Below are 22,981 nucleotides of genomic sequence, written 5' to 3' on the forward strand. Positions count from 1 at the left end.
TTTACGGAAGTTTTGGAAGTTAATGTTTGACGGAAACAGAAAAGCGTCCCGAAAAGGAACGCAATTTTTTGTATTTACTTTTTTAAAATTACCTCAGCTCCGCCGAGAATTCTTTTTTGAAAGTATTTATTAATGAATTCATTACCTCTGTAATATCTTTTTCTTCCAAAGTTTTTTCTTCGTTCAAAAGTTCGAAACTCATCGCGTAGGATTTTTTTCCTTCCGGAAGGTTCTTGCCTTCGTAAACGTCGAAAAGGTTGATGTTTCCTAAGAATTTTGAAGGATTCTTTCTCGCTGCTTTGTACAGGTCGTTGTAAGAAACATTTCTGTCGATGAGCAACGCCAAATCTCTTCTGATCTTGTTGAACTTCGGTATGTCGACAAACTTTAGGTTCTCTGTTGAGCGAAGTTTCTGACAGTTTTCAAGCTCGATCTCCGCATAGAAACAATCCTGGTCGATGTCGGCATCTTTCAGCAATTCCTTGGAAACTTTGCCCAATCTTGCAACCGTTTTTCCGTTGGATAAAAGTTCCAAGCTATCAGAAAACCTCGAATCTTCCAAAGCTTTTTCTTCGATGTTAAGATTTAATTGATCAAGAAGAATTTTCACATACGATTTCAGGAAATAGAAATCTGTCGCAGATTTCGGCTGCAACCAGTTTTCGGCAGAGTTTCTTCCTGAAACCATGATCGCGAGCTGCTTTCTTTCCTGATATTTACCAGCGATTTTATGGTAGATTTTTCCCAGTTCAAAAAACTTGATATCAGGATTTTTCCTTTTGATATTATAATCGGCGTTCTCTAAAAGTCCTTCCAACAAGGACTTTCTCATAAAAGCCAAATCGCTGCTTAACGGGTTCAGTAACTTCACCGCATTGGTTTCATCTTTTACGGAAGTCAGGGAATTGTTCATCACCTCGTTGAAACCGTTGCTCTGCAAAGCTCGCGCCCATGAATTTTCCAGCGCATCCTGATCGTCGAAACTCAGTTTTACCGGCGTGAAAGAAATTTTCTGTGGCGAATCGATTTTGTTGTATCCATAGATTCTGAGGATTTCTTCGATCACGTCGATCTCTCTCGTCACATCTGCTCTGTAAGGAGGAATCGAGATTTCAAGACCGTTTGGAATTTCGTTGAGAACTTCAATTTCCAGAGCTTTCAGAATTTCCTTGATTTTTTCCTTATGGATTTTTGTCCCCAAAATCTGCTCGACTTTGGTAAACCTCAGAATTACATAATGGTTTTCAATTTTCTTCGGATAATGCTCCAGAAGCTGCCCTGAAAGTTTTCCACCTGCAATTTCCTCGATCATCGCAATTGCGCGGGTAATCGCTGTTCTGGTCAGATTGGGATCTACTCCCCTCTCAAAACGGAACGAAGCATCGGTATTCAACCCGTGGAATTTCGCACCCTTTCTTACTGCAACCGGATTGAAATAGGCACTTTCAAGGAAAATGGTCTTCGTGTTTTCTGAAACTCCCGAATGCTCACCACCGAAAACTCCCGCAATACATATCGGATTGTTTTCGCCGTCTTTAATCATAATTTCGGTTCCGTTCAGCTTTCTTTCAACACCGTCTAAAGTGATGAATTTCGTGCCCTCTTTTACGGTACCGACTTTTACTTTTTTGCCGGCGATTTTTCCACCGTCAAAAGCGTGGAGCGGTTGACCAAATCCGTGCAGAATATAATTGGTAATGTCAACAATATTGTTGATCGGACTCAAACCGATTGCCTTCAAACGGTTCTTGAGCCAATCCGGAGAATCGGTAACTTTCACATTTTCGATCACCGCACCGATATATCTCGGACACAGTTCCGAATCTTCCACCTCCAACTGGAAATCGGTTGTTCCTTCAATATTTAAGGTCTTCGAAACTGCCTTCTCAAACTCAGAATTCATTTGATTGGTGCTGAGAAACGCGTGTAAATCTCTCGCGACGCCGTAATGCGACATTGCGTCGGTTCTGTTCGGAGTCAAACCGATTTCGTAAACCTCGTCATTGGTCAGTTCAAAATATTTCGAAAATGGATCGCCAATTTTATACGACTCATCCAAAACCATAATTCCGCAATGATCGTTGCTTAAGCCGAGTTCGTCCTCCGCGCAAATCATTCCTTCGGAATACTCGCCACGGATTTTCGCTTTCTGCATCACGAGTTTATCGCTACCTTTGTAAATCGTTGTTCCCACCACTGCAACGGGAACGATTTGTCCTGCAGCGACATTTGGTGCGCCGCAAACAATATTCAGAATGGTTCCATTTCCAACGTCAACGGTGGTTTTCTTTAATTTATCGGCATTGGGATGCTGTTCGCAGGTTAATACTTTTCCCACGACGATTCCTTCCAGACTTCCTTTTACGGATTCATATTTTTCGATGCCTTCAACTTCCAGACCGATGTCGGTGAGGTATTCGCCGATTTTTTCGGTTTTAAGGTCGGTTTTGATGTATTGCTTAAGCCAGTTGTTTGAGATTTTCATTTTTCGAAAGATTTCAGATTCCAGTTATCGGAAACGGTTGCAAATATCGTGATTTTTGGGGGAAGATTAAAATGAAAAATGGGTGGAGTTTTTTGTCCGTTAATTTTTAAAAACCTTCAAAGAAAAAACCACACTGCGATTTTAGCCCGGATTGCAGCGGCATCCTTTTTCGGTGATTGAGCGGAGCGAAAATCAGCGAAAAAGATATAGCGGAAAGCCGGACAGCAATTTCAAAGGAAGACGGAACTGGTTGCTCCTAAAAAAAGCACGTGACTTTGTTGTAACAAAAAAAATGAACGCGCCTCTTGGCGCGTTCGTACATTTTTACATTCCTATGACCGGCATTGAAAGCATGAGGATATTTTCCTCGTCTTCGAGTCCGTCAACCGGCTCGATGATTCCCGGTCGGTTCGGTTGCGACATTTTCATCGTGATATCGTCGGAACCGAGTACCGAAAGCATTTCGGTGAGGAATTTGGAACTGAATCCGATGTTGATATCTTCGCCGTTATAGTCGCACGGAATCTGCATGTCGGCTTTGTTTGCGTATTCGGTGTCTTCCGCGTGAAGGTGCAGCACGTTGCCCGAAAGCTTGAAGCGAACCTGGTTTGTAGATTTGTTGGACATGATCGACGCTCTTCTGATGGAGTTCAGAAGCAGATTTCTGTTGATGGTCAACACGTTGGGATTTTCTTTCGGGATTACTGCGGAGTAATTCGGGTACTTCCCATCGATTAATCGACAGATCCAGATGTTGTTTCCGAAAGTGAACTTCGCCATATTCTCGTTGAACTCGATGGTCACGTCGTCATTGGAACTTGCAAGAATATTCTTGAAAATTGCCAAGGGTTTTTTCGGCATAATGAATTCGATCGGTTCTGCGTTGATCAGGTCGGTTCTTTTGTACACCACCAAACGGTGAGAGTCGGTTGAAACGAAGTTGGTCTCATCTTCTTTGAATTGGAACAGAACTCCCGTCATCACAGGTCTCAACGAATCGTTGGAAGTTGCGAAAAGCGTGTTATTCAAAGCTTCCGCCAAAACTCCTGATGCGATTTTCACGTTTTGTGCAGCATCGAATTCAGGAAGTTCGGGATAATCTTCCGCATTGTCGAGTGCGACTGCGAAATTGTCTTTCTCGTCGAGGATTTCAAGAAGCTTTCCGTTTCCATCTGCCGTGTCTTTCACTGAAAGTGTCAAAGGTTGCTCTCCGTAAGTTTTCACGAAGTCCTGGAAGATTTTTGCTGGAACAGCGATTTTGCCGGAATCGTCGGATTTCACTTCCAAAGAAGTGATGAGCGTAGTTTCGCCATCCGAAGCGGTTATTTTAAGCAAATTTTCTTCGAGTTCGAAAAGATAATTTTCAAGAATTGGTCTCGATTGAGAACTGGAAATTACGCCACTCACTGTGTTCAGCGCCTTCTGTAATTCGCCACTTGCAACGATAAACTTCATTTTCTAAATTTAGTATTTTAATATTTTTCGGAAACGAGCATTTTTAATTTAAGCCGATTCCTCTGTATTTCTTTCTGATTTTGCAAGAATATGCCCGCAAAAAATTAGTTGGACAAATATAATGATTTGAGCCAAACCTAAAAAACAAAGTTGGCATTAAAATTCTTTATTCAGCAAAAGTTATCAACATTAATCGGCTCCCGGAAAATGGTAGTCATTATCATCATCCGTAGTATCGATGTTGATGTTGAGCGCAAAATAAAGAAAGTGGAGATTTTTGTTTCCCGAACGCGCGAATTCCCTTTGCCACAGATATCCAGAAGCCATTCCGAAAGTTTCGTCAATTTGATAACCGAATCCACCATAAAGTCGGTGCCGCGCAAAAGCGGGTTTTTCGGTGACGAAGAAAATTTCGTCGTAAGCGTTGGCGAAAATCGTTCCCGGCTTCACCGATTCGGAGTTTAACGGAACGGAAACATTCAGACGGTAACGAAATCTGTACCGGTCGGAATGTACCTCTTTCTGCGGTTCATAAAACCAGCTTTTCTCTGCACGGAAACGGTTTTCAAACTTGAACTTCCCATATTTCAGGTCGATAATGTCCTGGAGCCAAAAACGGAATTCTTCCTTGTCAATCGCCTTATCCTTGTAGGTTGCATAACGCCCGATTCCGATGAACGGTTTGTGGTTTTTGGTCAGATTATAGCCGATTCCGCCCTTGATTTCGTAGTAGTCGGGATAAGAATAATCTTCAATCCCGCGAAGTTGGCCCTCTCCGTAGAGATAAAATTTCGGGTGAAATTTGTAGGTTATCGTGATCGCGTTGAAACTTGAAAGATGTTCCTGCCCAAAAACCTGAAGGGAAAACAGAAAGACCATAAAAAAACAATAAGTTTTTTTCATCCTGCAAAAATAATGTTTTACAATTTTAAAAAACGCCTATTTCGGTTGAATTTCTCAATTTTTACAACCCGATTTTGTAACTGAACCTAATATGAAACCATCTTTTCGGCATCGCAACTCCAAAATTTTCGGTGTACTCGGTGTTGGTGAAACAAAAAGTGCGGCTCATAATGAACCGCACTTACCAAAAAATCTATTTGTTATCTCTTTCTCATCAAATGTGCAACGATGTGATTAATTAATCTTTTCATAACGTTACCTATTTGTTTGTTAAGACAAATATTAGAAAAAAAATTAAATTAAACAATCGTTTGCTGACAAATTTTTACGGAGCCATTTGTTGCATGTATGAAAAAATCATTGCTAAGCCAATAAATGCATTTATTGCGAAGATAAACATAATCTATTTTCTGATTTTTGAAAAAACATAATACATTTCCGAAGCGATTTCGAAACTTCTGTTAAAATAGGTTTCGCCCATTTCGGAAGTTCCGTCAGATTTATTCGGGTCATCATATTTTATTGGAATTCTCTTTTCTGCTCCAAAAACCAGCGGACAGTTTTCATCGGCAGAATCACAAGTCATCATCGCAGCAAAAGTACTTTTCGGATTAAAATCATCATCAAATTTCTTCGAAAAACAAATCACAGGATGCAAATTTTCGGAAAATTTGACCGCGTAAACTGGGTTTTCGGTTTCTGAAAGCTTTTGGATTTCAAAGCCCTGTTTCATCAGTGTTTCCGCCACTTTTGGGAACAGCGCGGTTGCTTCCGTTCCGCCGGAATAGCAAAATACATTTTTCACACCGAAATATTCCGCCATCGTTTGTGCCCAAATCTGTGATAAATGACTGCGCCGCGAATTGTGCGTACAGATGAAATTCAGGTTGATGATTTTTTTCTGTTCTAATTTGCTCTGGATGAAGTCTGCCAAAGGTTTCAAGACCTCTTTTCTTTCGTCTGAAACTTTGATTTCAGCGATTTGTTTGATTGAGTTTTTCAGGGTTTGAAACATTTTTGTTTTTTTTGAAACCTTCAAGGTTTTCAAAACCTTGAAGGTTTAATTTGTAAATAAGCGTTGTTTGTGCTATAAACGCTCCTCTTAACAACAACCTGAACTTGGTGAGCAGCAAGCATCGCCTTTCTCGCCGTAAACCGTGATGCTGTAGATTCTTGTTTCTGAATTTTTGTACTGCTCGATTTCCTCGTCGTTCAGGTAATTTTTCAGAATATCATCGGGAACTACGATGGCTTTTTCCTTTTGTAAAGTCAAATTTTTGAATCCTGAATCTTTGATAATTTTCATGTAATCATCCTTCTGAATGGCACTCGCAACACAGCCTGCATACATTTCTGCGGCAGTTTTAATCTTTTCCGGAAGTTCGCCAACCAATACAATATCAGAAATCGAAAAATGTCCTGTCGGTTTCAGAATTCGGTACACTTCGGCAAAAGCTTTCGGTTTATCGGGAACAAGGTTCATCACGCAGTTGCTTACCACAACGTCGGCAACATTTGCCGTCATCGGAATTTTCTCAATATCGCCCTGTCTGAATTCTACATTATTAAAACCAAGTTTCTCGGCATTGTTTCTCGCCTTGTCAATCATTGCTTCGGTAAAATCGATGCCGATAACTTTTCCAGTTTCTCCCGTTTCGGCACGGGCAATAAAGCAGTCGTTTCCTGCTCCAGAACCTAAATCTACAACGGTGTCACCTTTTTTAATTTTGGCAAAATTCGTCGGCAAACCGCAACCCAAACCCAAATCCGCATCGGGATTGTAGCCGTTCAGTTCATCGTATTCTTCGCTCATAATATTGTAAACTTCGGTGCTGCAACCACCGGCTCCACAACATGAGGAAGCGTTGGTTTCCTTGTCCTGTAAAGCAATTTCAGAATATTTTTGCTTTACCATTTCTTTGATTTGTTCGTTGGTTTCCATTATTTTTTGTTTGAGATGGTTTGAATTTGTTTGAGATAGTTCGAAATTGTTTTAGCTAGCAACATTTGTCTAAATTCTGTTTGTGAATTTTCTGAAAGATCTGCGCTACGAAATGATCCAGTTTTTTCAACGTTTCGGGATTCACGCAATAGCAGATTGATTTTCCCTCGATTTCTCCCTGAATAATTCCGGCGTTCTTCAACTCTTTTAAATGTTGGGAAACCGTGGGTTGCGCCAAATTGATTTCTGCGACAATATCATTGCAGATGCACGCATCCACAGAAAGCAAATATTCAATGATCGCAACTCTTGCAGGATGTGCCAAAGCTTTCAAAAGTGTAGCAATCTCGTTCTGCTCGTCAGTAAAGTGATGTGTTTTGGTAACTCCCATTTTCTAATGAATAAGTAAAAATCAATAATGAATAAATCGGTTTAGCTGTTCGCTTCATGTCTTCTGTCTTCGGACTTCCGTCTTCCAACACCCATTTTGATATTTTAATATTGCAATATTACGATATATAAATTTTTTGTGCAAGATTTTAGTTTAGATTTTACATAAAAAAAATTCCTTCATTTTTCCGTATTTTTGTAGGTCTTATTTTTACCATGGCTACAGCAGATAAAATTGATATAAAAAAGGAAATTTTCGTAAAAAACGCGCACCTCAACAACCTGAAGCACATCGACGTCACCATTCCCAAAAACAAACTGGTGGTGATTACGGGAGTTTCGGGTAGTGGAAAATCTTCGCTCGCTTTTGACACGATCTATGCGGAAGGACAGCGAAGATACGTGGAGAGCTTAAGTTCATATGCACGACAGTTTTTAGGAAAGCTCGAAAAACCAAAAATTGATGATATCAAAGGTTTGGCGCCCTCAATCGCGATTCAGCAGAAAGTGATTTCTTCGAATCCGCGTTCCACAGTCGGAACTTCCACCGAGATTTACGATTACCTGAAACTGCTTTTCGCAAGAGTCGGCAGAACCTATTCCCCGATTTCTGGTGAGGAAGTGAAAAAGGATGCCGTTTCGGATGTGATCGATTTCATTAAGGAAAATGAAGGAAAAACTTTCCTTCTGCGTGCACCATTAAAATTTGAGGTCTCCAAGTTTTCGGAATTAATGAAGACTTTGAAACTCTCTGGTTTTACAAGAATCGAAGTCAACGGGAATGTTGCAGGAATCGAGGATCTGGAGAGTTTTGGTTTCGTTCCCGAAAAGGAGATGGAGATCCAACTCGTGATCGACCGTTTCAGTTATGAGGAAGACGAAAGTTTTCTTCAGCGATTGGCAGATTCTATCCAGATGGCGTTTTACGAAGGACGCGGTTACTGTTCCCTGAAAAATACCGAATCAGGCAAAATCAGGGAGTTCAGCAACAAATTCGAACTCGACGGGATTGAGTTTCTCGAGCCGAATGTGCATTTTTTCAGTTTCAACAATCCATACGGAGCTTGCCCAACTTGCGAAGGTTACGGAAAAGTAATCGGGATTGACGAGGATTTGGTCGTTCCCAACAAAAACCTTTCCGTGTACGAAGATGCGGTTGCTTCGTGGAAAGGCGAAAGCATGAAGGAGTGGAAAAAGCAGTTCATCAAAACCGTGGGTTCGGAATTCCCGATTCACAAACCCTACTTTCAACTGACAAAAGAGCAGAAAAACCTTCTCTGGAAAGGCGACGGATCGCGCAATTTCCCTTCCATCAACGCTTTCTTCAAAATGTTGGAAGAGAACCTTTATAAAATCCAGTATCGGGTGATGCTTTCCAGATACCGTGGTAAGACGATTTGTCCAACTTGTGAAGGACTTCGTTTGCGGGAAGAAACATCGTGGGTAAAGATCGATGGACACAATATCCAGTCGATGATCGAGCTTCCACTCGACGAACTTTTACCTTTAATACAATCATTAAAACTCAACAAACACGACGCGGAAATCGCAAAACGACTTTTGTACGAAATCACGACCCGTTTAGAATTTTTGTTGAAAGTCGGTTTGGGATACCTTACTTTAAACAGAACCTCGAACACGCTTTCCGGCGGCGAAAGTCAGCGGATTAATCTGGCGACTTCGCTCGGAAGTTCGCTGGTCGGTTCCATCTATATTTTGGATGAACCCTCTATCGGGCTTCATTCGCGCGACACCGAAAATTTAATTGAAGTTCTGAAAAACCTACGCGACCTCGGAAATACCGTGATCGTTGTCGAGCACGACGAAGACGTGATGAAAGCCGCAGATTACATTATCGACATCGGTCCTGAAGCGGGTTTCCTTGGCGGCGAACTGGTTTTTGCGGGAGATTTTAAGAAACTGAAAAATGCCGATACTTTAACTTCAAAATATCTGACCGGAAAATTAGAGATTGAAGTCCCAGTAACCCGCAGAAAACCTAAGGACTGGATCCACATCAAAGGCGCGCGAATCAACAACCTGAAAAATATCGACGTGGACATTCCCGTAGAAATGCTCGTGGTTGTTTCGGGAGTTTCAGGAAGCGGAAAGTCGACGCTGATGAAGGAAATCCTTACCAACGACATCCAAATCCAACTCGGAATGGGCGGAAAAAAAGGTGATTACGATTCGGTGGAATTTCCGAAACGATATATCAAAAATATCGAACTGATCGACCAAAATCCGATCGGGAAATCCTCCCGCTCGAATCCGGTGACGTATCTGAAAGCGTATGACGACATCCGAGATCTGTTTGCGAAACAGAAATCTGCCGCAATCCAGGGACTCAAGCCGAAACATTTCTCCTTCAATGTCGATGGCGGAAGATGCGACGAATGTAAAGGAGAAGGTGTGATCAACGTATCGATGCAGTTTATGGCCGATATCGAACTTGAATGTGAAACGTGCAAAGGAACCCGCTTCAAAAACGAAGTTCTGGAAGTGAAGTTCGACGAGAAAAATATTTCCGACGTCCTACACATGACCGTCGATGAAGCGTTGGAATTCTTCCACGAGAACCACGAAGAAAAAATCGTAACGAAGCTGAAACCGCTTCAGGAAGTTGGTTTGGGTTACCTTCAACTGGGACAGAGTTCTTCCACCCTTTCCGGCGGTGAAGCACAGCGGGTGAAACTCGCATCATTTCTTGTAAAAGGCGTGACCAACGAAAAAACGCTCTTTATTTTCGACGAACCTTCTACAGGACTGCATTTCCACGACATCAACAAACTGTTGAAATCGCTGCAGGCGTTAATCGAACTCGGTCATTCGGTGATCGTGATCGAACATCAACCCGACATTATCAAATCTGCAGACTGGATCATCGACATCGGGCCAGACGCCGGAAAACACGGCGGCGAAGTGGTTTTCGCGGGAACGCCTGAGGATTTGGTTAAAGAAAAGAAATCGCATACGTCGAAGTATGTGGAGGAGAAGCTGAAAATTTGAAGTTTGAAGTTTGAGGTTTGAGGTTTGAAGTTTGAAGTTTGAGGTTTGGCTTTTGCAATAACATCAATATAAAATAACTCGAAAAGATCAATTTTAACAATGAACTTGTTTAATGTAAATAATAACCGCAAAAGCAACAAATGATAAGAATGCTGCGAAGCTCTTCAAAAGTTCATAAAAACACTGACCTATAAGAATTTCTTCTTTTTTGTTCTTTTGGATGGTTTGTTTCCTCATTCTTTTGCGATTTTTGTGGTAAAAAAACGATTTTGCATTTACTTTAAACAACTTTAATGTAAAATTTTTAAATCCAAAACAAAATTCCTTGCCTTTAATCCCCTCCAAATATCATCCACCAAAAAAAATATTCCGCAACAGTCATGTTTCCACGCTTTATGCTGCGCTTTTCAGAAAGGTGGAAAGTGTGAAGCAAAAGCGGGAACGGCTCGAACTTTCCGACGGGGACTTTATGGATTTGGAATGGAGTTTCGCCCCAAACAAAACCGAAAACTGCATTATCGTTTTCCACGGACTGGAAGGAAACGCAAACCGCCATTACGTGTTGGGAACGGCAAAAATTTTCAACGAAAACAATTTCGACTGTTGCGCCGCACACTACCGAAACTGTTCCGGCGAACGAAACCGCGTGTTCCACTCCTATCATTCGGGTAGAACAGACGACATCAAAGCGGTGATCGACGAAGTTTTGGGCAAGAAAAAATACAGGAATATTGTTTTAAAAGGTTTCAGTCTCGGCGGAAATCTGATTTTAAAGTACGCAGGTGAAAATCCTGAAATTCCCACTGAAATCAAGGCATTGATCGCCATCTCCGCTCCCATAGAACTGAAAGGCGCGATGGAGCAGTTGCAAACCCGCAGGAATTTTCTATACACCCAGAACTTTCTTTTTGACTTAAAGAAAAAGCTCAAAATAAAATCCGAAATCTTTCCCGAACAACTCACGCAGGAACAAATCAAAGCCATCAAAACCCTGGAAGATTTCGACAATATCTATACTTCAAAAGCCAACGGATTTGCCGATGCAGACGACTATTACAGGAAAAGCTCTGCAAAGCAGTTTCTAAAAAACATCAAGATTCCCACACTCATCATTAATGCCAAGAATGACAGCTTTCTTTCCGAAAGTTGCTATCCTGTAAATGAGGCCGAAAACAACCCGATTTTATTTTTGGAAATTCCCGATTTTGGCGGCCACGTCGGTTTTGTGGATGAAAATAACGTCTTTTACAACGAAAAAAGGGCGGTAGAGTTTGTCAGGAATTTACAAATGTGAAATTAATCTTACTGAGAATCAGAGTTTTCCACAAAATGATGTGGATAAGTGGTGGATTTTAACATTCTGTTCATGTTTGGTATCATTTTTAATTCTATATTTACCATAGAAATAGAATTCAAAGTGAAAACAGTTTTACTTTCTTCGGTTTCGGAAATATTTTTACTTAATATAAAAGTTTAAGAGAAGCATTGTCGGCTTCTCTTTTTTGTTGTTGTCTAACTAAAAAATGAGATGTTTTATCTGCTGAACCCGCTTCTAAAGAGCGGGTTCTTCTATTCATTAAAACCGAGCAGTTAAATGTTTTTTTTGTGACTCCACCAGGAATCGAACCTGGATCAAAAGTTTAGGAAACTTCTATTCTATCCGTTGAACTATGGAGCCGGGAAACAAAAAAGTTTGACCCCGCATTCGCGGGACAGGAGTTTGGAGTTTGAAGTTTGAGGTCTGTTTCGGGTTTCAAGTTTACTCACAATCTTATTTATTTTTTTATTGAGTTCGTGAATGCTTCGCATTTCAAGTTTGGTGTCTTCAGGTTTCAAGTTGCACACTCTTCAACTCTCCAACTCACTCACTCAAAAACCCACTCACTTCCTATCCACCACAATCCGCTCCCTCCGATTAGCGAGTTCCCACGCAGTGGCGAAAACAAGCTGGGTTCTTTTCTGGAGCGCGTCGTAGTCGATCTTTTCGGGATCGTCGGTTGGTTTGTGGTAGTCTTCGTGAATTCCGTCAAAATAAAAAGCAACAGGAATCCCGTGTTTTGCAAAATTGTAGTGGTCGGAACGGTAATACAAACGTTGCGGATCTTTCGGATCGTCGTATTTATAGTTCAGTTCCAGTTTGGTGTTGGTAGAATTGGCGTACTCGTTGATTTTTTTCAGTTCAGTTGAAAGCATTTCCGAGCCGATCACGTACACATAATCTTTGCCGCAGTTGTCTTTGTCGCACCTTCCAATCATATCGATATTGAGGTTTGCAACCGTATTTGCCAACGGAAAAATTGGGTTGTCCGAGTAATATTTGGATCCGAGCAAACCGTGTTCCTCACCTGTAACGTGCAGGAACAGGACTGAACGTTTTGGACTTTTTCCCATTTTCTTCGCCATTTGAAAAGCTTGGGCAATCTCCAGGAGTGCGACAGTTCCGCTTCCGTCGTCGTCTGCACCGTTGTAGATTTCGCCATTCTGAACTCCGACATGATCGTAGTGTGCAGAAATCACGATTACTTCCTCAGGTTTTTCGGTTCCCTCGATGAATGCGAGAATATTTTCCGATTCGGGCAACTCACCTCTTCTTCCCTTCAACGCTTCTTTCGGAACAATTTGGTAGTAGGAATTCATTTGCTTTGGATGCGAAACTCCCATTTTCTGGTATTGCGAAATGAGGTATCGTCCCGCTTTTTTCTGTCCTTCACTTCCCGTATTTCGTCCCTGCATTTCATCGGAAGCTACGATATACAGGTGCGTTTTCAATTCGTTTGCCGTGATGGATTTGTAGCTTTCCTTAAAGGTTGAACCCGTGTAGGAAAGGTTGGTTGCACAACCTGACAATACAACACCCGCGAAAAGTGGAAGCAGCAGCTTTTTCATTTTTTATTTTTTGAAGGTTAAAAATAACATTTTTTTCTGAACTGCGGTTTGCACATTTATCGTTAAATTTGGGTATGATTAAAAGAAAACATTCCGGTTCCGACCTTACGATTTTTTCGGAGATGTCGGCTTTAGCGCTGAAGCACAGTGCGGTGAACCTTTCGCAGGGATTCCCCGATTACGAGATTGATGAACGCTTGAAGAAACTGCTCGCCGAAGCCACGATGAAGAATTTCAACCAGTATGCGCCGATGCCGGGAAATCAACTTTTAATTGAGAATTTGATCACCTTTAATTCTCACAGAAAAATCCCGATCGAAGTTGCCAAGGAAAACGTAACCATTTCTCCCGGTGCGAGTTACGGAATTTATACTGCACTTGCCGCGATTCTAAATGTCGGTGATGAAGTGATTGTGCTTGAACCCAATTATGATTCCTATGTCCCTTCGATTGAGATCAATGGCGGAATTCCGGTCTTTGTTTCATTGACCGATGATTTCAGGGTAAATTTTGCCGCTTTGGGAAAGGCAATCAACCACAAAACGAAGGCGATTATCATTAACTCCCCTCATAATCCTTCTGGGAAAGTTTGGCGAAAAGAAGATTTCGACCAATTGGCAGAACTGGTGGAAGATTCGCAGATCATCATTATTTCTGATGAAGTTTACGATCTCCTCACCTACGATGAAACTGAGTTTTACAGCGCGTTTCAACATCCAAAATTAAGGGAAAGATGCTTCTCTATTTTTTCTTTTGGTAAAATGTTCCATATCACCGGCTGGAAAGTGGGATATGTTTTGGCTTCGGAAGAACTTACTTCGGCATATCGCAGGATTCATCAGTATTTGGCGTTCAGTGTGAATGCTCCTGCTCAGTATGCGTTGGCAAAATATCTGGAAATTTTCAAAGTGGAGGAAAACCGAAAATCAATGCAGCTGAAAAGAGATTTCTTTTTGGACGCTTTCAAAGATTTACCTTTCAACATAAAATTGAAAGCTGAATCGGGATACTTCCAGATTATGGGTTATGAAAAGATCTCGCAACTTTCCGATAAAGATTTTGCAGTTTGGCTTACCGAAACCGCCAAAGTCGCATCCATCCCCGTTTCAGCATTCTACCACGAAAACAGGGATACGTTTTCGGTGCGGTTCTGCTTTGCCAAAAAAGAGGAAACCGTTTTGGAGGCAGTAAGAAATTTGGAGAAATATTTAATGTAAGGAAAATCAAGTTCCATTAATTTGACCAATCGTGGTTGGACAGATTTTTATCTAAATGCGGCTAATTAAAGGGCTATCATATTTTATATGAAACTCTTAGATCAAAATCCGTAAACTTTTCGGGAGCACTTTTACCTGGATCGGCGACTTTATTTTATTGAATTCCCCGTCAAGGTGCCAGTTTTTTGTGGAAACCTTAAACTCGATTTCCGAAACCGGGAGGTAAGTTACATAGTCGTCGTCCTTTAGTTTTTTGGTAAACATCCTGAACGCGAAAAGTGCAGAATAGTGCAGCGGAAACTTCTTCACCAGAACCAGGTCAACCAGTCCGTCGCTTTTGCTTGCCTTAGGTGCGATATACGCGTTGTTGCCGAATTGGCGCGTGTTGGCGATGTTCAGCATCAGGTATTTTCCGTTGTGCTGCTGGTAATTCTCAGTGATGAATTTCACCTTGATCGGCTTGTAATTGAAGAAAGTCTGGATTGAAACCTTGATATAATTTTTGAAACCACGGTTGGTTTTTTCAAACTCTTTGACCACTTTTCCGTCGAAACCCGTTCCCGAAACATTGATGGACAGCTTTCCGTTAACGGTAAACGTATCGATTTGGCGTGAGTTTCTGGTTTTGATTTTCTGCAGAAGCTCGTCCAGGTTTTTGTGGAAGTTGGTCTCGTTGGAAAATCCGTTTCCTGAACCGGCGGGAAAAATCGCGAGGATTTTCTCGGTATTGATAATTTTTTGCGCCACCGACGAAATCGTGCCATCGCCGCCGATTGCCACAAAAATTTCGGTGTTGTCGAAATGTTCGTCGATGAACTGTTCCGTTCCTTCCACGGAATCCGAAATGTAGTAGGTGGGATTTTCGACCTTTTTCATCAGCGAATCGAGAAACGGCTGATAATTGCGTTTCGCTGAAAAAGGATTGATGATGAATACGACTTTGTCCATGTGGTGCAAAAATAAGAAAAGCAGACCAACCGACCTGCTTTTTGTAGACTTTACTTGATGCCCATTCTTTTCAGCCATTCGGAGTTCAACATCATCTTCACATCCGAAATTGGAATCTTAATGAGGATCGGTCCCGCTGCATACGCTGCAATCTCGTACTGGTTGTAGAGGAAATAGATATTTTCTTGGTCAAAATAAAAGTTGCGGTTTGGCGAAATTTCCTTTACCAGTAGCATTTGGCTCTGATCTTTCCCTAAATCGTTTTTCAGGAAATTGTCCATCAAGGCACGTTTCCAAATACTGGATTCGGGAGTCATTAGAATATCCGAAAGCTGCAATGTTTTGTTATTTTTAAGGTCGAAAACTTTATAATATTCATAATAATAACCATGAGCTCCACCTGAAAATCCATCGCCGGTATATTTTAGCGTGAGGAAATCGTTTTCCCGAGAAAACACGTCCATTTCAGCATGTTCGTTCCAGGTTTGTTCCAGATCGGACGGGAAATCTTTGGTGTTTTCTTTATTCTTGCTGAAGTAATCCTTCATCTTGCTGTTCAGCGCCGATTTCAAGCTTTCTTTGCTGTAATTTTCAAGATGTATGTCGTTGACGCTGTAAATACTGTCGAGCAAAGACTTTTTGGTGATCGTCGGAAATTCCAATATCTTCCATGAGAACTGTGCCGAAATATTCTTATTGAGCTTTGTGGAATCGCTCACTTTAACAGAATCCACGGCAAATACAGCACTCGTTTTAACAGAATCAATAGATTTTTCAACTGAAGAAACTTCGGAGTTCTCATGCTTTTTACAAGAGTAAACCACAATAAATGAGCAAAGTAAGAAAAGGATATTTTTTTTCATTCCTAAAAATAATAAAAATTTGGGTGCAAACAAAAAAACCATCCAAGAAAATTGAATGGTTTTGTCTATTATGAAACTATCTAAATTTTGTTCGAAAAAATATTGTGTCAGAAATTTTCTTTACCCCATCCCTAAAGGGAGGAAAATTTCCTACAAAATAAACCTAAATTTGCACCTTTTAGGGTCGGGATAATCAAATTTAGGTTTTTTTTTGAAATTTAGATAGTATTATCTATGATTTTCTGTTTTTAAACGTCAATCTTTGCATAAATCGCATTTTTCTCTATAAACTCTCTTCGTGGTGGAACTTCGTCACCCATCAACATTGAGAAAGTATTGTCAGCTTCCACCAAACTTTCAATTGTTACCTGCTTCAGGATTCTGTTTTCCGGATTCAGGGTGGTTTCCCAAAGTTGTTCCGGATTCATTTCACCGAGACCTTTGTAGCGCTGCACTTCAACACCTTTTCCGTCCGGAGACATTTCGAGGGTTTTTTCCTCACGCTCTTTCTCGTTGTAGGCGTAGATTTTTCTGTTTCCTTTTTTCAATAAATATAAAGGAGGTTGCGCGATGTAGATGTAACCGTTCTCGATCAGTTCCTTCATATATCTGAAGAAGAAGGTGAGAATCAGTGTTGAAATGTGGGAACCGTCGATATCCGCATCGGTCATGATTACGATTTTGTGGTATCTGAGTTTTGTTAAATTCAACGCTTTGGAATCTTCATCAGTTCCTACAGAAACGCCAAGTGCGGTGTAGATGTTCCGGATTTCCTCGTTGTCGTACACTTTGTGGAGCATCGATTTTTCCACGTTCAGGATTTTACCTCTCAACGGAAGGATCGCCTGGAAGTGTCGGTCACGTCCCTGTTTTGCGGTTCCACCTGCGGAATCTCCCTCTACCAAAAAGATTTCTGAAATTTCAGGGTCTTTTGACGAGCAGTCGGAAAGTTTTCCGGGAAGTCCGCTTCCTCCCATCGGAGATTTTCTCTGAACGAGTTCGCGCGCTTTTTTCGCTGCCTGTCTTGCTTTCGCCGCCAAAACAACTTTTTGTACAATCAGTTTTGCTTCATTTGGGTTTTCCTCCAGAAAGTTCGTCAGCATTTCGCCCACGATTTTATCCACCGCTCCCGAAACTTCGGAGTTTCCGAGTTTGGTTTTGGTTTGCCCTTCAAACTGTGGCTCCATTACTTTTACAGAAATCACGGCAGTCAATCCTTCACGGAAATCGTCGCCGGTTACTTCCACTTTTTCTTTTTGAGGAAGACCAAGCTCGTCTGCAAATTTCTTTAAGGTTCTGGTTAAAGCTCGTCTGAAACCGGCAAGGTGAGTTCCTCCTTCGTGAGTATTGATATTGTTGACGTAGGAATGCAGGTTTTCGTTGTAGGAAGTGTTGTAGCGCATCGCCACTTCTACAGGAATGTCGTCCTTGTTTCCTTCCATGAAGATCACGTTCTGCATGATGCTTTCGCGGTTGCCGTCGATATACTCAACGAATTCCTTCAACCCTCCTTCGGAATGGAAGGTTTCGGTTTTGAAGTTTCCGTTCTCGTCCTTTTGTCTTTGGTCGGTCAAAGTGATCGTGATCCCTTTGTTAAGGAAAGCCAACTCTCTCAATCGTGCCGCCAAAGTATCGTAGTTGTACACCAGCTCCTGGAAAATGCTGTTGTCTGGTTGGAAGAAAACCTTTGTGCCTCGATCCGTCGTTGTTCCGATTTCTGAAACATCGGCTAAAGCGACACCTTTGGAATATTTCTGCTCATACACTTTTCCGTCGCGGTACACGTTTGCGATGAGCGAGGTTGAAAGCGCGTTCACACAGGAAACCCCAACTCCGTGAAGACCACCAGAAACTTTATAGGAATCTTTATCGAATTTTCCCCCTGCTCCGATTTTAGTCATTACTACTTCCAGTGCGGATTTTTTTTCTTTTTCGTGGAAGTCAACCGGGATTCCCCTTCCGTTATCTTTTACAGAAATTCCGTCGCCTTCGTAAATGGTTACATTAATCGTGTCGCAGTGTCCAGCCAATGCCTCGTCAATCGAGTTATCCACCACTTCATAAACCAGGTGGTGAAGACCTCTTGCTCCCACATCACCGATGTACATTGACGGTCTTAACCTAACGTGTTCGATTCCTTCAAGCGCTTGAATGCTGCTCGCTGTATATTGTTTTTGACTCATAATTATTGCTTTCTGCTGTCAGCTTTCCGCATTCAGCAAACTTTAAATTTACGTTTAAAAATTGATTGTTTTTGCGAAATGCAAAGACCAACAAAAATACGGAAAATTGACGAGATATGAAAGTTAAAATGTGTTAGGGATCGGGAAAAGTTATCAACAGAAAACATTACGAATTTTTGTTAAAGCCAATGAATTCCAGAAATCAAAAAAAGCGGGATAAGACCCACTCCTGTGGAATTTTCTGTATTTTTGTCTTTAAAGAATCTCATCAGCAAAACGCCAAGACTTTCTCTACCTTCATCAAATTATTTTTTGTTAAATCTTTCGTCGCCTTGTCTTTTTTGCGTTAAATTATTTTAAGGTATAATTTGCAATCAGCACGTTTGCAGAAATATTCAGTCTTTCAGCAAGGTTGCGAATCATTTCTACGGAAAGTTTTTTCTTTCTGTTCAGTACTTCCGAAGTTTTACTTTTGGAACCAATCATTGGAATTAAATCTTTCTGTTTCAAATCCATTTCTTCCATTCTAATTCTTATGGCTTCAATTGGGTCCGGAGCTTCAATTTTGTAATGCTCATTTTCAAAATTATCTATCAATAATGATAAAATCTCAGCTTCTTCTCCTTCGGCTGAGTTTTCGGGAGCATCAAAAATTTCATCCAACCTGCTCAAAGCTTCATAATATTGCTCGTCGGTTTTTATAGGTTTTATTTTCATTTTTTTTATTAAATTTCGTCAGCATTTATCTTGTCGTAATCAGTATGAGTACCTATAAAACGGATAAACGCCCACTGTTTTTCATAATTAAATTTCACCACCAAACGATAAGAATTTCCCTTAATGTTGAAAACAACTCTGCTGTTTTTCAAAATATTTGCATTAGCAAAAGATTGCTTTACATCATTAGGCGATTGCCAATTAGAATTTTTAGCGATATCACACCAGGTTTTCAAATATTGTTCCGCATCAGAATGGAGTTCCCAAAACTCTTTCAGCGTTCGCTTTGCGATCATTCTTTTCATTCAGTACAAATATAAAAAAAGTTCCCGAATTAGGAACTTTTTAATAACATTTTTTAAATAACAATTTCTTATTTTACACCAACTTCATCATCAAATTCTCGCCAATTTTTTCAACCCTCATCATATTATTCTTCGATAAATTTTTCGTCGCCTTATCCCATTTTTTCCCGGAAAGTTGGCTGCGTTCTTTCACTTCTGACAAACCCATCGGCTCTTCCTGGGAATTCAGAATTTCCAAAATGATTTTTTCGTCTTCTGTCAAATCTGCGATAGCAATGACATCTTCGGACTTCAGACCTCGGACTTCCGACTTCTCCGGTTTCATCTGCGGAAAGAAAAGCACTTCCTGAATCGACGCATTATCCGTTAAAAACATGATCAGACGATCCATTCCGATTCCTAATCCTGAAGTTGGCGGCATTCCGTATTCCAAAGCGCGAAGAAAATCGTTATCGATGAACATCGCCTCGTCATCACCTCTTTCCGAAAGTGCCAACTGCGCCTCGAAACGCTCTCTTTGGTCAATCGGGTCGTTCAGTTCCGAATAAGCGTTGGCGATTTCTTTACCGCAAACCATCAGTTCGAAACGTTCGGTGAGGCCTTCTTTGCTTCTGTGTTTCTTGGTTAATGGCGACATCTCGATCGGATAATCCGTGATGAAAGTCGGCTGAATGAAGTTTCCTTCACATTTTTCGCCAAAAATTTCGTCGATGAGTTTTCCTTTGCCCATCGTGTCATCTACTTCAATACCGATGGATTTAGCAAAATCAAACAATTCCTGTTCAGTTTTTCCTGTAATATCAAATCCCGTAAATTTCTGAATCGCTTCTGTCATCGAAACTCGTGGATACGGCGCTTTCCAGTTGATGGTATGTTCGCCGAATTTGGATTCTGTGGTTCCATTCACCTGAATCGCTGTGAATTCCAAAAGTTTTTCAGTGAAATCCATCATCCAGTTGTAGTCTTTGTAGGCAACATAGATTTCCATTGCCGTAAATTCAGGATTATGGGTTCTGTCCATCCCTTCGTTTCTGAAGTTTTTCGAGAATTCATAAACCCCGTCGAAACCGCCTACAATTAGCCTTTTCAGATAAAGCTCGTTGGCAATTCTTAAATATAAAGGAATGTCCAAAGCATTGTGATGGGTGATGAAAGGTCTCGCTGCTGCACCTCCCGGAATCGACTGAAGGATCGGAGTTTCTACCTCAAAATATCCCGCATCATTGAAGAAAGTACGCATCGCGTTGAACATTTTGGTTCTTTTCACAAAAACTTCCTTCACCTGCGGATTTACGGTTAAATCTACATAACGCTGTCTGTATCGCAATTCTGGGTCGGTAAATCCATCGAAGATATTTCCGTCGGCATCCACTTTTGGTAACGGGAGTGGACGGAGCGTTTTAGTTAAGAGTGTGAAATTCTTAACCATCACCGTCATTTCACCAACCTGGGTTTTAAACAGTTCGCCTTCAACACCGATGATGTCGCCGATGTCTAAAAGGTGTTTGTAAACTTCGTTGTAGAGCTCTTTGTCGTCGTCGGGACAGATTTCATCTCGGTTAAAATAAACCTGGATCTTACCTTCGGAATCCTGCAGTTCGGCAAAACTTGCCTTTCCCTGAATTCTTCTCGACATAAGTCGTCCTGCGATCTGCACCTTTTTATTTTCCTCAAAATTTTCTTTGATGGTTTTGGTGGTATCGGTGATTTTATATTCTGCAGCGGGGAATGCGTCGATTCCCATTGCGGTAAGTTTCTGTAATTTTTCGCGGCGGATCAATTCCTGTTCTGATAACGACATTTTTCGTGTTCTTTTTAGAATGTGCAAAAATAGTGAATTTTTGAGAAATTTTTATTTCCGGTTTTTTTACTTTTTAGGAGTTTACCCTTTTACTTTTTAGGAGTTTAACTATTTACTTTTTAGGAATTTGATTCCTTTTTAGGTAAAAAATAAAACTATCTTTGTAAAAAATTTTAAAGACTATTCCCGCACAAATTTTCTACTGGCGAAGCATCAGCGGAATTGAGATCGGTCTCATCACGGAAGAAAATTTCACCAATACCGGTATCGAAATAAAGTCGGGGAAAACTTACCATCAAACCTGGTGGAAAAACATTTTGAAGTGGAAGGAGTTTAGCGCTCAAAACAGCAACGGTGCAGTTGTATATGCTGGAAACGAAGAGATGAAATACAGCGACAACCGCTATTTGATTTCCGTCAATAACCTGTTTAGTAAATTCTCATAAAAAACTCTCTTTATTTATAATTAATATAAATTTTAAACAGTTGATTAAGCAAAGGAATTTTCTTCATAATTTTGTATTGTGAAAAAGTGGATTTCATATTTGCTCATCTGCACCTATCTTCTGACATTCCCGGAAGCAAGGCAGATTTTGAAATTCCCGACCTTCGTGGAGCATTTCATCTCGCACAAGCTTACCGATCCCGCAACCACGATTTATTCCTTCATCAAAATGCATTATCTGGATGCGCCGGTGAAAGATGCGGATTACGCGCAGGATCAGAAACTGCCTTTCAAAACCCACGATATTTCGGTGTCTGCTTTCAGTATTACCACGCCACCGAAAAAAGTCGAATTTAATTTCGAACACAAGTGTCCTAATATAGAGGAGCAGCATACCTTTGCTTACTCCGAAAGTTTCTACCCATCTGTTTTCCAGAAAATTTGGCAACCGCCTAAGATTTAATTTTCAAAAATTTCAAAGACTAAATCATGTCGATTCCGTAATGGTATGGACTTCATTTACAATTAGGTTGTGTGAAATAAACACAGGTATTCACGCAGTTTAACAAGTCTAATTTTTTTTAAAGTTAAATCAAAATGAACAACGCACATCTGCATTTGGTAGTCAACCATTGGCCAATCATATTTCCCGTTGTGGGAGTCATCGTCCTGTTAATCGGTATTTTCACAAAATCCGAAGTTTCCAAGCGAAATGCATACATCATCTTCATACTCGGAGCTTTGAGCTCTGTTCTTGCAATGGCGACCGGCGAAGGCGCTGAAGAAGCCGTGGAAAACCTTCCCGGAGTTGCAGAAAGTTTAATTAAAACACACGAGGAAGCCGCAGAACTGTTTGCCGGATTGTCTTATGTTCTGGGTGGTGCAGCGCTTTTGTCGCTTGTTTCAAGTTTTCGGGAGTTTGCCATCAACAAATTCATGCCTTTCGTAGTATTGATCATTGCTGCGGGAGCTTTGTATTTTGCGACTGAAGCCGGAAGAACCGGTGGTGAAATCCGACATACCGAAATCCGCAGCGGAGCAACAATCCAAAATGGCAACAACAGCGGTGATTCTGAAAACACAAAAAATGGAGAAAGCGACGACTGATTTTCCTGAGAAATGACAGTTGTCAACAAACAGCAAATGCCCAGCTTCAATATTGTTTCCAGGTATTTTACTTCGTAACTTTATGGTAGTGGAGTTTACGCTGTGACCATTACACACGATGAAAAAATTTACAAAACTTTGCAGGATCCCATTTCGCAAATCACCAGATTAATGACAGTCTCTTTTATGACCGGTTTTCTGAAATTAGTAACGATCATTGTTAATTTCAATGAAATCATATCGGAAACTGTCAACAAAGTAGGTATTGCTTCAACAATCAATTGGTGGGGAATTAAATTCCGTTTAAATTTATGAGCTGAGTTCC

The 22,981-nt window shown here is 40.9% G+C and carries 18 protein-coding genes and 1 tRNA gene; 5 read left to right on the top strand and 14 right to left on the bottom strand.

The window, feature by feature from the left end:
* Window positions 1–88: 88 nt before the first annotated feature.
* The 6 genes from pheT to MTP09_RS08900 all read right to left on the bottom strand — a co-directional run bounded on the left by pheT (window position 89) and on the right by MTP09_RS08900 (window position 7,176).
* Window positions 89–2,485, bottom strand: coding sequence for a phenylalanine--tRNA ligase subunit beta (pheT, locus tag MTP09_RS08875; protein ID WP_243548030.1), 2,397 nt, complete (start codon window positions 2,483–2,485; stop codon window positions 89–91).
* Window positions 2,486–2,809: 324 nt separating this feature from the next.
* Window positions 2,810–3,940 (bottom strand): DNA polymerase III subunit beta, encoded by a 1,131-nt coding sequence (gene dnaN / locus MTP09_RS08880; protein ID WP_243548031.1) that lies wholly within the window; start codon window positions 3,938–3,940, stop codon window positions 2,810–2,812.
* Between the two features lie 189 nt (window positions 3,941–4,129).
* Window positions 4,130–4,819: a DUF2490 domain-containing protein gene (locus MTP09_RS08885; protein ID WP_243548033.1), complete on the bottom strand. Its 690-nt coding sequence runs from the start codon at window positions 4,817–4,819 to the stop codon at window positions 4,130–4,132.
* A gap of 427 nt (window positions 4,820–5,246) precedes the next feature.
* Complete coding sequence (locus MTP09_RS08890; RefSeq protein ID WP_243548035.1) at window positions 5,247–5,858, bottom strand: arsenate-mycothiol transferase ArsC; 612 nt, start codon at window positions 5,856–5,858, stop codon at window positions 5,247–5,249.
* Window positions 5,859–5,945: 87 nt separating this feature from the next.
* Window positions 5,946–6,785, bottom strand: coding sequence for an arsenite methyltransferase (locus tag MTP09_RS08895; protein ID WP_243548037.1), 840 nt, complete (start codon window positions 6,783–6,785; stop codon window positions 5,946–5,948).
* A gap of 55 nt (window positions 6,786–6,840) precedes the next feature.
* Window positions 6,841–7,176, bottom strand: a complete 336-nt coding sequence (locus tag MTP09_RS08900) for an ArsR/SmtB family transcription factor (protein WP_243548039.1) — start codon at window positions 7,174–7,176, stop codon at window positions 6,841–6,843.
* Window positions 7,177–7,391: 215 nt separating this feature from the next.
* On the opposite strand from MTP09_RS08900, the gene uvrA reads away from it, so the two are divergent.
* The gene (gene uvrA, locus MTP09_RS08905) at window positions 7,392–10,184 is read left to right on the top strand and encodes an excinuclease ABC subunit UvrA (protein ID WP_243548040.1); all 2,793 of its coding nucleotides are present in this window, start codon (window positions 7,392–7,394) and stop codon (window positions 10,182–10,184) included.
* Window positions 10,185–10,509: 325 nt separating this feature from the next.
* On the top strand, window positions 10,510–11,478 hold the full coding sequence (locus MTP09_RS08910) for a YheT family hydrolase (RefSeq protein WP_243548041.1): 969 nt from the start codon (window positions 10,510–10,512) through the stop codon (window positions 11,476–11,478).
* A 312-nt stretch (window positions 11,479–11,790) separates the two neighbouring features.
* On the opposite strand, the gene MTP09_RS08915 is transcribed toward MTP09_RS08910, so the two are convergent.
* Window positions 11,791–11,862: transfer RNA gene (locus MTP09_RS08915), tRNA-Arg, on the bottom strand.
* A gap of 203 nt (window positions 11,863–12,065) precedes the next feature.
* Window positions 12,066–13,070 (bottom strand): M28 family metallopeptidase, encoded by a 1,005-nt coding sequence (locus MTP09_RS08920; protein WP_243548043.1) that lies wholly within the window; start codon window positions 13,068–13,070, stop codon window positions 12,066–12,068.
* Window positions 13,071–13,144: 74 nt separating this feature from the next.
* Between MTP09_RS08920 and MTP09_RS08925 the strand changes: the two genes are divergently transcribed.
* Window positions 13,145–14,287, top strand: a complete 1,143-nt coding sequence (locus MTP09_RS08925; RefSeq protein WP_243548045.1) for a methionine aminotransferase — start codon at window positions 13,145–13,147, stop codon at window positions 14,285–14,287.
* A gap of 96 nt (window positions 14,288–14,383) precedes the next feature.
* On the opposite strand, the gene MTP09_RS08930 is transcribed toward MTP09_RS08925, so the two are convergent.
* From MTP09_RS08930 to lysS, 6 genes are all read right to left on the bottom strand, one after another.
* A complete protein-coding gene (locus MTP09_RS08930) occupies window positions 14,384–15,235 on the bottom strand; it encodes a diacylglycerol/lipid kinase family protein (protein WP_243548047.1) in 852 nt (283 codons plus the stop codon).
* A gap of 50 nt (window positions 15,236–15,285) precedes the next feature.
* Window positions 15,286–15,954, bottom strand: a complete 669-nt coding sequence (locus MTP09_RS08935) for an RsiV family protein (RefSeq protein WP_243548049.1) — start codon at window positions 15,952–15,954, stop codon at window positions 15,286–15,288.
* A 392-nt stretch (window positions 15,955–16,346) separates the two neighbouring features.
* A complete protein-coding gene (gyrB, locus tag MTP09_RS08940; RefSeq protein WP_243548050.1) occupies window positions 16,347–18,281 on the bottom strand; it encodes a DNA topoisomerase (ATP-hydrolyzing) subunit B in 1,935 nt (644 codons plus the stop codon).
* A gap of 351 nt (window positions 18,282–18,632) precedes the next feature.
* Window positions 18,633–18,998 carry a helix-turn-helix domain-containing protein gene (locus MTP09_RS08945; protein ID WP_243548052.1) on the bottom strand — a complete coding sequence of 122 codons (366 nt, stop codon included), beginning with the start codon at window positions 18,996–18,998 and terminating at the stop codon, window positions 18,633–18,635.
* Window positions 18,999–19,006: 8 nt separating this feature from the next.
* Window positions 19,007–19,303 (bottom strand): type II toxin-antitoxin system HigB family toxin, encoded by a 297-nt coding sequence (locus MTP09_RS08950; RefSeq protein ID WP_243548053.1) that lies wholly within the window; start codon window positions 19,301–19,303, stop codon window positions 19,007–19,009.
* A gap of 73 nt (window positions 19,304–19,376) precedes the next feature.
* Window positions 19,377–21,104, bottom strand: a complete 1,728-nt coding sequence (gene lysS / locus MTP09_RS08955) for a lysine--tRNA ligase (protein ID WP_243548055.1) — start codon at window positions 21,102–21,104, stop codon at window positions 19,377–19,379.
* Between the two features lie 524 nt (window positions 21,105–21,628).
* Between lysS and MTP09_RS08960 the strand changes: the two genes are divergently transcribed.
* The gene (locus MTP09_RS08960; RefSeq protein WP_243548057.1) at window positions 21,629–22,012 is read left to right on the top strand and encodes a hypothetical protein; all 384 of its coding nucleotides are present in this window, start codon (window positions 21,629–21,631) and stop codon (window positions 22,010–22,012) included.
* 134 nt (window positions 22,013–22,146) lie between these two features.
* Window positions 22,147–22,656 carry a hypothetical protein gene (locus MTP09_RS08965; RefSeq protein ID WP_243548059.1) on the top strand — a complete coding sequence of 170 codons (510 nt, stop codon included), beginning with the start codon at window positions 22,147–22,149 and terminating at the stop codon, window positions 22,654–22,656.
* The last annotated feature ends 325 nt before the right edge of the window (window positions 22,657–22,981 follow it).

Origin of the sequence: Chryseobacterium suipulveris (assembly GCF_022811685.1) — a bacterium.
Taxonomy (GTDB): domain Bacteria; phylum Bacteroidota; class Bacteroidia; order Flavobacteriales; family Weeksellaceae; genus Kaistella; species Kaistella suipulveris.

What these genes read in the sequence shown, in the direction of transcription:
- dnaN (WP_243548031.1), bottom strand. Translation starts at nt 3,940, where the DNA reads ATGAAGTTTATCGTTGCAAGTGGCGAATTACAGAAGGCGCTGAACACA.
- MTP09_RS08950 (WP_243548053.1), bottom strand. Translation starts at nt 19,303, where the DNA reads ATGAAAAGAATGATCGCAAAGCGAACGCTGAAAGAGTTTTGGGAACTC.
- uvrA (WP_243548040.1), top strand. Translation starts at nt 7,392, where the DNA reads ATGGCTACAGCAGATAAAATTGATATAAAAAAGGAAATTTTCGTAAAA.
- MTP09_RS08920 (WP_243548043.1), bottom strand. Translation starts at nt 13,070, where the DNA reads ATGAAAAAGCTGCTGCTTCCACTTTTCGCGGGTGTTGTATTGTCAGGT.
- MTP09_RS08945 (WP_243548052.1), bottom strand. Translation starts at nt 18,998, where the DNA reads ATGAAAATAAAACCTATAAAAACCGACGAGCAATATTATGAAGCTTTG.
- MTP09_RS08925 (WP_243548045.1), top strand. Translation starts at nt 13,145, where the DNA reads ATGATTAAAAGAAAACATTCCGGTTCCGACCTTACGATTTTTTCGGAG.
- MTP09_RS08930 (WP_243548047.1), bottom strand. Translation starts at nt 15,235, where the DNA reads ATGGACAAAGTCGTATTCATCATCAATCCTTTTTCAGCGAAACGCAAT.
- gyrB (WP_243548050.1), bottom strand. Translation starts at nt 18,281, where the DNA reads ATGAGTCAAAAACAATATACAGCGAGCAGCATTCAAGCGCTTGAAGGA.
- pheT (WP_243548030.1), bottom strand. Translation starts at nt 2,485, where the DNA reads ATGAAAATCTCAAACAACTGGCTTAAGCAATACATCAAAACCGACCTT.
- MTP09_RS08965 (WP_243548059.1), top strand. Translation starts at nt 22,147, where the DNA reads ATGAACAACGCACATCTGCATTTGGTAGTCAACCATTGGCCAATCATA.
- MTP09_RS08900 (WP_243548039.1), bottom strand. Translation starts at nt 7,176, where the DNA reads ATGGGAGTTACCAAAACACATCACTTTACTGACGAGCAGAACGAGATT.
- lysS (WP_243548055.1), bottom strand. Translation starts at nt 21,104, where the DNA reads ATGTCGTTATCAGAACAGGAATTGATCCGCCGCGAAAAATTACAGAAA.
- MTP09_RS08895 (WP_243548037.1), bottom strand. Translation starts at nt 6,785, where the DNA reads ATGGAAACCAACGAACAAATCAAAGAAATGGTAAAGCAAAAATATTCT.
- MTP09_RS08890 (WP_243548035.1), bottom strand. Translation starts at nt 5,858, where the DNA reads ATGTTTCAAACCCTGAAAAACTCAATCAAACAAATCGCTGAAATCAAA.
- MTP09_RS08885 (WP_243548033.1), bottom strand. Translation starts at nt 4,819, where the DNA reads ATGGTCTTTCTGTTTTCCCTTCAGGTTTTTGGGCAGGAACATCTTTCA.